Origin of the sequence: Kordiimonas lipolytica (assembly GCF_042651265.1) — a bacterium.
In the GTDB taxonomy this organism is placed as follows: Bacteria; Pseudomonadota; Alphaproteobacteria; order Sphingomonadales; family Kordiimonadaceae; genus Kordiimonas; species Kordiimonas lipolytica.
The window spans coordinates 85,403-97,958 of the sequence record NZ_JBHSCR010000017.1; the positions used below are offsets into that span (position 1 = coordinate 85,403).

At 55.8% G+C, this 12,556-nt stretch carries 9 protein-coding genes; all 9 read right to left on the reverse strand.

The window, feature by feature from the left end; genetic code table 11:
• Window positions 1–3: 3 nt before the first annotated feature.
• The 9 genes from trmD to ACFO5Q_RS16190 all read right to left on the reverse strand — a co-directional run bounded on the left by trmD (window position 4) and on the right by ACFO5Q_RS16190 (window position 12,507).
• Window positions 4–723, reverse strand: a complete 720-nt coding sequence (trmD, locus tag ACFO5Q_RS16150; protein ID WP_068146365.1) for a tRNA (guanosine(37)-N1)-methyltransferase TrmD — start codon at window positions 721–723, stop codon at window positions 4–6.
• On the reverse strand, window positions 723–1,325 hold the full coding sequence (rimM, locus tag ACFO5Q_RS16155) for a ribosome maturation factor RimM (RefSeq protein WP_068146367.1): 603 nt from the start codon (window positions 1,323–1,325) through the stop codon (window positions 723–725). The genes trmD and rimM overlap by 1 nt, the downstream gene beginning before the upstream one ends.
• Before the next feature lie 89 nt (window positions 1,326–1,414).
• Window positions 1,415–2,836: a serine hydrolase gene (locus tag ACFO5Q_RS16160; protein WP_068146369.1), complete on the reverse strand. Its 1,422-nt coding sequence runs from the start codon at window positions 2,834–2,836 to the stop codon at window positions 1,415–1,417.
• A gap of 152 nt (window positions 2,837–2,988) precedes the next feature.
• Window positions 2,989–3,438 (reverse strand): 30S ribosomal protein S16, encoded by a 450-nt coding sequence (gene rpsP / locus ACFO5Q_RS16165; protein WP_068146371.1) that lies wholly within the window; start codon window positions 3,436–3,438, stop codon window positions 2,989–2,991.
• A 69-nt stretch (window positions 3,439–3,507) separates the two neighbouring features.
• Window positions 3,508–4,896, reverse strand: a complete 1,389-nt coding sequence (ffh, locus tag ACFO5Q_RS16170) for a signal recognition particle protein (protein WP_068146693.1) — start codon at window positions 4,894–4,896, stop codon at window positions 3,508–3,510.
• Between the two features lie 205 nt (window positions 4,897–5,101).
• On the reverse strand, window positions 5,102–6,862 hold the full coding sequence (locus tag ACFO5Q_RS16175) for an ATP-binding protein (protein WP_068146373.1): 1,761 nt from the start codon (window positions 6,860–6,862) through the stop codon (window positions 5,102–5,104).
• A gap of 66 nt (window positions 6,863–6,928) precedes the next feature.
• Complete coding sequence (locus ACFO5Q_RS16180) at window positions 6,929–8,716, reverse strand: ATP-binding protein (protein WP_068146377.1); 1,788 nt, start codon at window positions 8,714–8,716, stop codon at window positions 6,929–6,931.
• Complete coding sequence (locus ACFO5Q_RS16185) at window positions 8,713–10,536, reverse strand: ATP-binding protein (protein ID WP_068146380.1); 1,824 nt, start codon at window positions 10,534–10,536, stop codon at window positions 8,713–8,715. The genes ACFO5Q_RS16180 and ACFO5Q_RS16185 overlap by 4 nt, the downstream gene beginning before the upstream one ends.
• Before the next feature lie 159 nt (window positions 10,537–10,695).
• Window positions 10,696–12,507, reverse strand: coding sequence for a DUF885 domain-containing protein (locus tag ACFO5Q_RS16190; protein ID WP_068146383.1), 1,812 nt, complete (start codon window positions 12,505–12,507; stop codon window positions 10,696–10,698).
• Window positions 12,508–12,556: the final 49 nt, after the last annotated feature.

Genomic DNA, 12,556 nt, shown 5'->3' on the forward strand with positions numbered 1-12,556 from the left:
TCTTCAACCTTTTTTCTTGTTTGCCTGCTCATAGGTCGACCAGAGATCCGGCCGGCGTAAACGGGTCAACTCTTCTGCTTTTTCACGGCGCCACTGGGCGACGCGTTTGTGGTGCCCACTTGTGAGCACCTCGGGAATTTCCCGACCTTCCCAGACCGCTGGCCTGGTGTATTGCGGATACTCAAGTAACCCGCTTTCGAAGCTCTCTTCGTCGAGCGTCTCGGTCTTGCCCATGATACCCGGCAGCAAACGAACCACCGCATCCAGCATCACAAGCGCCGCGGGCTCACCACCCGAGAGGATAAAATCCCCAACGCTCACTTCTTCCACGCCCCGGGCTTCAAGAACGCGTTCATCAACGCCTTCGAAGCGACCACACAGTAGCGTGACACCCCCTGCTTCCTGCCAGCGCTTCGCTTCGGATTGATCGAAGCGTTTGCCGCGTGGGCTCATGTAAACCAGGGGCCATTCAGGCTTGGCATCCGCGCGTGCAGCATCGATTGCCTTGCCCAAAATATCGGCGCGCATCACCATCCCCGGGCCACCGCCCGCGGGGGTATCGTCCACCGAGCGGTGCTTATCGCTCGAAAAATCGCGGATGTCCAGCGTTTTTAGCGCCCACCGGCCCTCATCAAGGCCTTTTCCTGCGAGCGACTGCCCAAGGCACCCCGGGAACATGTCCGGGAAGATGGTCAGTATCTGTGCGGTGAAAAGCGGGTCCATTATTTGCCCCCCTTTTCAGCGTCATCCGAATCGCGTTCGCTGACCTGGGTTTTGACCCAGTCATCAAACAGGATTTCCACATAGCCCGCCTTCACATCCACCACCGGCACAAAGGCCTTGCGGAACGGGATGAAGGCGTGGCGGCCAAGACCCTTGAGCGGGGTCACAAGCACCAGTTCCAGCAGGTCTTCCGCGCCAAAGTTTTCAACCGCGCGCACAAGCCCAACCACATCGCCCGACGGATCACGCGCCTCAAGGCCAATGAGGTCTGCCAGATAGAACTCGTCTTCATCCTCGGCCTGCAGCGCATCGCGGGGGACATATATCTTGGTGCCTTTCAGCGCCTGCGCATCCTCGCGGTTCATAACGCCCTCAACCCGCACAATGAAGCCGTCTTTTGCTTCGCGCAGCAGCTTGAGCTTGAGGGCAGGGCCGCCCGCGCCTTTATGAAGGGCGGGATATGAAAACAGGGCTTGAGGCACATCGGTGAAAGACTTCAGGCGCACGTCGCCCCTTACCCCGTGTGAGCCCGCAAAGGCACCAACAGAGATCCAGCCGTCTTCCACGCCGCGCTGGCGGCGTTCTTCCGATGCGTTTGTCATGTCTATCGTCCTGACAACAAAAGTCAGCCGCGTGTCTATGTGGCATGGGGACGCGAGTCAAGAAATAGAAGCCTTGCCCACGCCTCCGGCTACTGCTCCGTGCCGTAGCCGTCGGCGCTATAGTCGCTCCTGAAATCAGGCTTGATGGCAAGCGCCTTGAGGAACTGCGCCTGCGCTTCTTCAAGCTGCCCCATGCGGCTGTAGGCGAAAGCGAGGCTGTCATAGACCTGCGGCGCACTTGGGAATGTGGCTTCAAGCGCCCGGAAAACATCAAGCGCCTGATCCCATTCCTTGTCAGCCAACAGCGACATACCAAGCTCATTCAGCGTGCGGCCGATGAACTGGCCATAGCCCGCTTCATCATAAATATCCCTGAAGCGTTCGCTGAAGGCCTGCGGCCCGAGCTTCTGATACTGGCGATAGGCAAAGACATGCGGCGGCAGCGTGACGGGCGCATGGCTGCCTTCGCGGATAACAGAAAGCACCCGGCCAGAGATCAGCTCTGCTACCAGGTTATCTGTGTTGGCCAGCACCACAATCTGATAGTCGCTCCCAAAGTCCAGCTCGACAGCTGTGCTGAGGCCCGCGCCACCACCGAAAGAGGCCCAATGGTCCCGCGCGCCACCGAAATAGCTTTTGAAGGCATCGCCTTTGCGCGACAGCAACTTGTCCGAATAAAACAGCCCCCGAAAGAAGGTGAGCACGTCACCCGCCGTCGCTTCAATGCCGCCATCCGGGCCGTGATGTTCCGTCACACCAACAAAGGCCTGTTCGCCCGCATAATTGAAGCTGTAGCGCAGGGACTGGCCAGGGTGGCCAGGTGCGTAAGGATAGACCGAATTTTTCAAGGAGAGCGGCTTAAAGATATTGTCGTGCAAAAGCACTTCAAAGCGCTTGCCTGTCACCTTCTGAAGCACGGCCCCAAGAACGGTATAGCCATAATTGGAATAACGGCTATCGCTGCCTGGATCGAACAGGAGCGGCGCGGTGCGCAGAAGCTCAAGCCGTTTCTCGATCGTGTCGAAAGCCAGCTGATTTTCCCTATATGCAGCGGTGAAGATATCCGGAAAGCCAGACCGGTGGTGCAGTAACTGGCTGATGGTGATACCCGCGGCCCGTGGGTCCGCAAATCCAAGGTCAAACTGGTCGAGTGTATCATCCAGGCTAAGCCTGCCCTTTTCCACCTGCTGCAGCACCAGCACAGCAGTGAAGTGCTTCATGATGGAGCCAAGGTTGAAGCGGGTCTGCAGGCTGTTGGGCACGTTCGCTTCCCGGTTTGCAAGGCCATAGGCGCGTTCAAACACAGGCGTGCCCGAGTGTGCCAGCACCACTACACCGTTGAACCAGCCAAGATCGGCATAGGCATCGGCGATTTCATCAACCTTGCTGGCAAGCTGCACTTGCGTGATTTCCGCGCTGCCTTCGGCAGCTTCAGCCGCAGCGAAGACACCCGCCACCGCCATGGACACTAGCATCGCTGCCGTCATCACCATCAGACCAAGTCTTTTCATACACCACCTTCGCAATTAGCCGTTTAAATTAGGGTATAGTCATAAAAAACAGCGCGCGAAACTTTTCGAAAATCGAAGTGACTAAAGCTCAATAAAAAACGGCGTGCAGGTTGCCCGGCACGCCGTCTTCTATTCGCAAGTAGCAGTTAAGCTTACTCAGCAGCAGCTTCTTCTGCGGCAGCTTCTTCAGCTGGAGCTTCTTCTGCAGGTGCTTCAGCAGCAGCCTTTGCAGCTTCTTCAGCTTCCTTCGCAGCTTCAGCAGCAGCTTCAGCTTTGGCTTTTTTCTCTTCGATCAGGTCGAGAGCTTTCTGGCCAGGCTTCGCTTTGTTCGGGTTGTTGCGAACTTTCTTTTCAAGAACGCCAGCAGCTTCCAGGAAGCGAGCAACACGGTCAGAAGGCTTCGCGCCTTTGCCCATCCACTCTTTAACGCGGTCCATGTCGATGTTCACACGGTTCTCGTCGTCTTTTGCGAGCATTGGGTTGTAGGTGCCAACTTTTTCGATGAATTTACCATCGCGAGCGGAGCGGCTGTCAGCCACAACGATGCGGTAGTAAGGACGTTTCTTCGCGCCACCACGGGCCAGACGAATTGCAAGTGCCATTTTATTTTCCTTTCAGATTCCCCGCCAACTGTGGCCGGGGAGTATTCTCAAGTTTCAGTGCGTTCTTGTTTAAGAGAACAGTTTGTCAAATCCTGGTGGAAGGCCACCGGGCATACCGCCGCCCATTCCACCTGGCATCATTGGCATCCGGCCCTTTTTGCCCATAGCGGACATCTTCTTCATCATTTTGGCCATCTGCATATGCATTTTCAGGAGCTTGTTAACCTCTGGCACGCTGGTGCCTGACCCCGCCGCGATCCGCTTCTTGCGGCTGGCGTTGATCATTTTTGGTTGTTTGCGCTCCTTCTGCGTCATGGAAGAAATGATCGCTTCCTGACGCTTGAATACCTTGTCGTCCATGCCTGCATTCATGGCGCCCTTCAGCTTGCCCATACCGGGCAGCATGCCAAGCACACCTTTCATGCCGCCCATCTTCGCCATTTGCTGAAGCTGGGTGCGCAGGTCATCAAGGTCGAATTCGCCTTTGGCCATTTTCTTGGCCATTTTTTCAGCGTCTTCTTTTTCAATGGTTTCGGCGGCCTTTTCCACGAGGCTGACAACGTCGCCCATGCCGAGGATCCGGCTTGCCACACGCTCGGGATGGAAATCCTCCAGCGCGTCCATCTTTTCACCGGTACCCGCAAGCTTGATCGGCTTGCCGGTAACAGCCCGCATGGAAAGCGCCGCACCGCCACGCCCGTCACCATCCATACGCGTGAGCGCCACGCCGGTAATCCCGACCTGCGCATCAAATTCTTTCGCCACATTGACGGCGTCCTGGCCCGTCAGGCTGTCTGCCACCAGAAGCGTTTCAAGCGGCATCGCTGTGTTGCGAACGGCGACAACCTCAGCCATCAGGCTCTGGTCGATATGCAGGCGGCCCGCAGTATCGAGCATGACAACGTCATAGCCCTGCAGCTTGGCGGCATCCATGGCGCGGCGGGTGATATCCACCGGCATCTGGCCCTCAATGATCGGCAGCGTCTTGACGCCGATCTGCTCGCCCAAAATCTTCAGCTGCTCTTGCGCGGCCGGGCGGCGTACGTCGAGGGACGCCATGAGAACCTTCTTGTTCTCTTTTTCCGTCAGGCGCTTCGCGATCTTCGCGGTCGTCGTGGTTTTACCGGAACCCTGCAGGCCCACCATCAGGATCGCCACCGGCGGCACACCCGCCGTGTTGATCGCGCTAGTCTCACTGCCGAGCATGGCGACCAGTTCGTCATTGACGATCTTGACAACCTGCTGGCCTGGCGTGACCGACTTCAGCACCTGCTGGCCAATAGCCTTTTCTTTCACGCGGGAGACGAAATCCTTGACGACCGGCAGCGCAACATCGGCCTCCAGAAGTGCCACACGCACTTCCCGGAGCGCCTCAGAGACGTCCGATTCCTTCAGCGCACCACGGCGCTTCAGGCCATCAAAAATACCACTCAGCCGGTCAGACAGGCTATCAAACATATGCAAAACCACCTTTGCAACGGTTCATAATTCACTTTTCCCAACAAAGACTTAGCCAAATGACTATCGCACCAGTGGGCGAAACTCGCTGACTGGTGGGCACCCCAAAGCTCGGGTCTTCGTAGGCGCATCTGGTTTGTCTCTTCCTGTGGGAAGCGCGCCTTTCTTATGAAGAACGGTGCTTTAAGTCAAGTAAAACAGGCATCTAATGGCTGCCGTTCGCGCCATCTGGTTTCAACACCGCCTGAATGGTTTCCAGCAGTTCATCGATTATGATGGGCTTGCCCACGCAGGCATCCATCCCGGCCTTGAGATAGCTTTCCACGTCCGCCTTCATCGTGTTGGCTGTCAGGGCAACCACCGGTGGCGGCGCTTTCATCTTTTCCTTGATGAGCCTGGTGGCCGTTGGCCCGTCCATGACCGGCATGCGTACATCCATCAGCACCAGATCAAAAACACCCCCTGTCTCTGTCGCTGCAGCCACCGCATCTTCGCCATTTTCCACCACCGTTATGTCCCAGCCACGCTGCTCCAGAAGTTTGCAGACCAGAAGCTGGTTGATCAGATTGTCCTCTGCCACCAAAACCTTCAGCGGCCCCAACGCGGCCAGACCATCGCCGGCAGACTGGACAGAGGCTTCCCGCAGCACCTTCTTCGCCCGTGGTAGGGTTACGGTCACACGGAACTCAGACCCCGCACCAAGCTCGCTTTTCACGTCGATATCGCCATCCATCAGCTCGATCAGCTCCTTGATGATGGCAAGCCCCAGCCCGGTTCCCGTCTGGCGGCGGGTATTGTCGTCCCCCAGTTGTTCAAAACGTTCAAACAGATTTGAAATGCGTTCCTTGGGAATGCCCGACCCGGTATCGCACACACGCCAGGTCAGGCGCGCGGCTTCGGCTTCCTGCTTGATCTCGAGATAAATATCGGCGCCACCCTTGTCGGTAAATTTGATGGCATTCCCCAGCAAATTGAACAGAACCTGGCCAAGCCGCACGCTGTCGGCTTCCACCCACAGCTCCTTCTGCTCGGGCACATGCACCGTAACCGATATGCCTTTTGCCTCGGCCTGCCCGCGCAGCATTCCCGCAATATCGCGGGTCATGGCGACGGCATCCATCGGGCCGACAACAAGTTCGAACTTGCCGGATTCAAGCTTTGAGTAATCAAGAATATCGCTAATGATGGCCAGCAGATATCCGGCGCTTGTTTTCGCCGTTTTCAATAGCTGCTTCTGCTCTTTCGTCAGCCTTGTGTCGCGCAACAGGTCCATCATGCCCAGCACGCCAGTCAGGGGCGTTCTAAGCTCATGGGTCATATTGGCCAGAAAGCGGTCCTTCGCCTTGATTGCATCTTCAAGTGACTGGGCCTTGTCTTCCAGTTGGAGCTGCAGCTCCACCCTATGCCGGATGGCCGGCGCCCGGGAAAGAAAGGCGCCAACCGATATTATGGTACAGGCACCCAGAACGGCAAAGGCATCCACGCCCACATCTGGCAGATAAAACAGAGAAATAACAAAGCAGGTAACACAAACGCCTACGAGCACAATCCAAACACGCAACTGAGCGGTGATCAGACCGAATACAATGATTGCCAGCCCAGCGCTGAGAAGTTGGTTCTTGTTTCCGGTAAAATACATATTGAAAAATATGTTGAACACCAACAGGAGACCGACCGAGATTGTCATCGACTCCACATACAGGGGCTTTAAATGCTCTCGACGGCACAACAGGAAGAAAACAGTGCAGACAGCCACAGCGCCCAGTGCGCCCGAGACAAGATAAGGAGCTGTTTCCGGCGGGAGCTTTACCAAGTAAGCCACACTGCGCAGCAGGTAATAAAGCGCAACGCCAATGGAGGCCACTTTCAGATAATTCTGGGCAACACCATTCATCTCCGCCTGAACACGTTCAGCCGTATAGCGTTGGTCCACCCCAATACCACCTGGCGGAATATTGTTGCTCACGGAAACCCAACCCCAATGTTGCGATGCAAGCATTTACCCACAGTCAGAGCAAATAGGCAAGCCGGGTCAGGCACTTTCTCCGCTTGCCTTTTTGTCGCGTGTCGTCAACACTCTAGCGATGGCACTTGTTAGGTCAGCCATATTGATCGGCTTGCCCACGTGGGCGTCCATTCCGGCTTCCAGATACCGCTCGACATCCTCTTTCATGGTGTTTGCCGTCAGAGCAATCACCGGCGGTGGGTTGACCATCTTGTCCTTGATGATACGGGTGGCGCTGAGGCCATCCATCACCGGCATCTGGACATCCATGAGCACCAGATCATAGGGCTGGTCTGTCTTGGTTACCGCTGCAACCGCCGCTTCGCCATTTTCCACGATCTGCACTTGCCACCCCTGTTTGGTCAACAGGCGTTGGATCAGCGTTTGGTTCACCATATTGTCTTCGGCCACAAGGATCCTGAGCGGCAACGACAACACGGCTTCCGGCTCTGACACAGTCGGTGCAGTTGCCAGCTGATCCGCATTCACTCGCTCAAGCGGCACTGTAAAACTGAATTCAGTACCCTTACCCACCTCGCTTGCAACTTCCACAAATCCGCCCATCAGCGCCAGAAGTTCACGAATGATGGCAAGACCAAGCCCCGTACCGTGCTGTTGCTGACGTGTTGCGGAAGCGTCCATCTGCTCGAATCGGTCGAACAGCTTCTCAATCCGGTCCTGCGGGATACCGGCGCCGGTATCAGCAACAATCCATTCAACGGACAGCCCGCTCGCATGATCATGCAGCTTCAAACTTACGGTCACACCGCCCTTTTCGGTAAATTTAATGGCATTGCCCACAAGATTGAAAAGCACTTGCCCGATGCGAAGGCCATCGCCTTTTACGGCGACCGGTTCTTCCTCAGGCAAATCAAGTGTCAGGGAAATATTCTTCACCTGCGCCTGCGCCCTGAGCATCTCAATAACATCACGGGTGAGGGCCACAGCGTCCATCGGGGCAGGCTTCAGCTCAAACTTGCCGGACTCAAGCTTCGAAAAATCCAGGATGTCATTGATGATGGACAAGAGATACCCAGCGCTTGTTTTCGCGGTATCCAGAAGGCGGGTCTGCTCTTTTGTCAGCCTGGTATCCCGCAGCAGGTCCATCATGCCCAATACGCCGGTCATCGGTGTGCGAAGATCGTGCGTCATATTGGCCATGAAGCGGTCCTTGGCCTTGTGCGCGGCTTCAAGCTTCTGGGCTTTGTCGATCAACTCGACCTCCAATTCCATCCGGTCCTGAATGACCGACAGCCGGGCCTTGAACGCCAGCAGGGAAAGCGCTGATCCAGTGAGTAGATAAAAGAAAAAGGGCTTGCCATCAGGCGGCCCAATCGTCGCCAGCACAGCAACGTAGGCCAGAACCACCAAAGTCCCTTGTGCGAGCCAGTTCCATAGCGAGATGGTTCCAAGGCCAACCGCCATCAACACGAACGACATGTTTGGCGTGATTTCACTGTTGAAGCCCTGGATATAGGCCCACCCGGTATTGAAGATCAGAATCAGGCAGATAATGAAGAAGTGTACCTCTACCACCGGTCGCGACAACACCAGCTTCTTGGCCTGCCGGGAAACCACCAAGCCATAGAGTGCTGCAGCAAAGGCGGGAACAGCAAGGGCCACCGGATCCACCTCTTTGGAGGTGACGAGGAAAGCAGCGCCCCTGATGCTATAGAAAACAGCAAGTATCATGGCCATGGCGCTCAGGTAGCGCTGAGAAATCTTGTTCAACTCAACAGCCAATAAGTCAGGCACCGCCGTGCGGCCATCTTCAGGGGGCCCGACATCATGCTTATCTGTGGCCAACTCGGTCACGCGCCCACCTGCTCCCTGTTCTGCCGCTCAGAAAGCACAGCCTGCACAGCCTGCCTGAGTTGATCTATCTGGATCGGTTTCCCAACCACTGCATCCATCCCAGCCTCATGATAGGCCGCAATATCTTCTGCCATCGTGTTGGCTGTTAGCGCAATGATCGGCACCTGAGAGCGCTGCCCGCCTGATTTCCGGATGGCCTTCGTTGCCTCGACCCCGTCCATGCCCGGCATGCGGACATCCATCAGGATCAGATCGAAATCACTCCCAAGCGCCGCTTCCAGCGCCTGGTTGCCGTCCTCCGCAAACGACAAATTCCAGTTCAATCGTCCCAGGAGTTTCTCAATCAACATCCGGTTGATGTTGTTGTCTTCCGCCACCAGCACAGACAGCCCTTCCGGTACTACATTAACCGCCAAGTCTGCGCCAGCATCAAAGGCATCTTGCCCTGCGCCCTCGAACGCCAGCGGCATCTGCACCTCAAAGACAAAGCGCGCACCTTTTCCTTCCGCCGCTTCGGCATACAGACGCCCGCCCATCAGAGCGGCGAGCTCGCGGCAAATAGCCAGTCCAAGCCCCGCACCGCCCTGCTTCTTTATCGCCGACCCATCGGCTTGCTCAAACCGCGAGAAAAGCCTCTCCAGTTCCTCATTCGAAAATCCGATGCCGGTGTCCTGCACCTCAAATATCATATGTCGCCGCCCAGCCCCCTCTGGGCCCAGACGCACACTGACATCCACCTTACCCTTGTCTGTAAACTTGATGGCATTACCAACCAGGTTGAACAGTATCTGCCCAACACGGACACTGTCCCCCAGCGTTTCCGGGAAAGGCTCAGCGCCTTCATGGAACTTCAGCTCCAGCCCTTTTTCAGTCGCAGTGGGCGTCAGCAGATCAACAATCTGCCGGGCGACCTCATCTGCCCTGAAGGCTTCCCCCATGAGGTCCAGCTTGCCCTCTTCCATGCGGGCCAGGTCCAAAATATCGTTGATCAACGTCAACAGTGTGTTCGCGCTGAATTGCGCAGCCTTAAGGAATTCCTGTTGCTCGTCCGTCAGCCGGGTATCCCCCAGAAGGCGCATCATGCCAAGCACACCCGTCAACGGGGTTCTCAGTTCATGACTGGTATTGGCAAGGAAAACACCCTTTGCTTCATTGGCACGCTGTGCCTCCAGTGCTGCTTTTTCCGCTTCCTTCAAAAGGTCACGTGCCTCGCGTGCCCGGGCGGCCAACGCCTGGGATTTGGACCGGTTGGATATCAACAGTCGCTCAACGTTGCTGAGCGTGCGGTAGCGCTGAAAGAAACACAGCCCACTCAGGACGATACTGGCGACCCCCATGAAGGCAATATGCATCGTCAAAGGCCCACCGATTCCTATGAGGCAACTGACGAACGTGACGGAACATAAAGCGACCAAGCCGATGTAAAGGATCGGCAGAAGGGTGATGAAACCAAATGCGAGCAGGACAAGCATGAAGTTCGTCAACTGCAGCAGATCGCCTGTCATCTCCACATGCACGAAGACCAGTATAATGACCGAAAAGGCAGACGGCAGGAAGGCAACATGACTGAGGCGCGCCGGTATCTTCTTAAGCTTCAGCAGCCACCATGTGGCCATACCAATGGCCGACGCCGAAAATGAAAGAAGTGCAAGCACATAGCGGATTTCGGCAGGCAGAACGATAAGATGGGAAATGCCGGTAAAAACATAATAGCAGGACATCACCAGCAGGATGGTAGGCAGTTGGCCCAGATAAAGACCGTCCAGCGCCTGGCGCACTTTAAGTGCACGGCTGGATTTTCGGCTGATATTTTCGCTCACCAATGATGCCACCTGCGGCGCATCCTCTTCCCTTCAGCAGAACCTGTCTCTCCCAAAACAGGCCATCCCCCAGATCGCGACTGAAGCCTGCACTATATCTCCGAAAAAATAAAGGGCAGGTAAACCTGCCCTTTAAAATCTGCTTTTGTTGCCGAAGCCTTAGGAATTGGCTTCGATAAAGGCGTCCACCTGTTCTTCCAGGATCGTCAGCGGCACAGCCCCGCCCTTCAGCACCAGATCATGGAATGCCTTGATGTCAAACTTGTCGCCAAGGGCGTCACGCGCCTTGTCGCGAAGCCGCAGCATGGTCAACTGGCCAATCTTGTAGCCCGTCGCCTGACCTGGCCATACAATGTAGCGCTCAATCTCGGTGACCACATCGCTCATGGCCATGCCGGTATTGGAGGCCATATAATCAATCGCCTGCTCGCGGGTCCATTTCTTGGCATGAATGCCGGTGTCAACCACCAAACGCACAGCCCGGAACAGTTCAGACTGAAGCGCGCCGATCTTGTCGTCGTTGGTTTTCATGAAGCCAAGCTCCCAGCCCACACGCTCTGCATAAAGCGCCCAGCCTTCCACATAGGCACCATAGTGACTGAACTGACGGAACATCGGCAGGTCTTCCTGCTCCATCTGCAGGGCGATCTGATAATGGTGGCCCGGCACAGCTTCATGGTAGGTCAGCGCGCGCATGCCATACTTCGGCGTGCCTTTAATGTCATAAAGATTGGCATAGAACTGGCCAGGACGGCTGCCGTCCATGGCAGGCTGGTTATAGTAACCACCGGGTGCGCCCTGCTCCATGAATTCAGGCACCCGCACAACCTCAACAGGCGCCTTTGGCTTCATGTTGAACTGGTCCGCGATACCTGCGTCAATTTCCTCGATCATGGCTGTATAGTCCGCCAGAATTTGTTCGCGTCCCTCAGCTGTGTCAGGATAATAGTGACGTGGTTCGTCTGCGTAGGCTTCAATCAGCTCAGCGAATGGGATCGATGTGTCATAGCCCATCTCAGCAAATATCCCGAGCATCTGGCCCTGCAGGCGCGCCACTTCGCTGAGGCCAAGCTGGTGAATTTCTTCGGCCGTCATATCCGTAGTGGTGAAATGCTCAAGACGCGTTTTGTAGAAACGCTCGCCGTCCGGGAATTTCCAGGCACCGGCATCGTTGTTTGACTTGGCTTTCAGCGTCGCCACATACTGCTGCAACTCACCCCAGATCGGGTTGATGACATCAGTAATCGCCGCTTCGATCTCACCCAGAATGCGGGCTTTATCAGCGTCGGATGCGTCTTCAAGGCCTTCGATCTTGTCTTTCACGCCCGCATAGAAGGCGTTTTCTTTCGGATCGTCTTTGACGAACGGTTTCAGCTGCGCTTCGACTTTTTCAAGAATGAAGGTTGGCGGAATAATGCCGATTTCCTCGCGCTTCTTCAGTTGCTCCATAAACTGGTCGAACTGGGTGCGGGCAGCATGCAGGCGCGCCACATAATATTCAGCCTCATCCAGATCCTGAATCGAGTGCGTCCCGGTCATGAAAGCGGGGAAATTATTGTGCCAGCCATAGAGCTGGGTCAGCGGATAATTGTAATAATCATATTCCGGATGCTCGAGGTCTTCCTTCAGGCTATAGGCCATCAGCTTCTTGTTGAAGCGTTGCTCGGCGTCCAGGCCCTCGTCCTCATAAGACATCAGGATTTCATAGTTTTCCTGGGTCCGAGCGCGCTGCACTTCATCGTGCGCCAGCGACAGATCATCCAGTTCGGCATTGTGGCCGGTGATGCCCCATGGCTCCAGCATACGAAGCGAGCTCATGGTCTGAGGGCTGTCGAGCCCTTCCTTGACAATCACGCGGGTCTGGAAATCGTCGAAACTGAACGGTTTGAACCAGACAAGTTTGGAGACGTAAACACTCCCGGCAAGCACGGCAACTACGGCTATGCCGCCTAATAGTTTTTTGACAGACATCCTATCCTCCCTGTTGTTTTGTGTCGGCAGAATAGCCCAATCCTGAAAA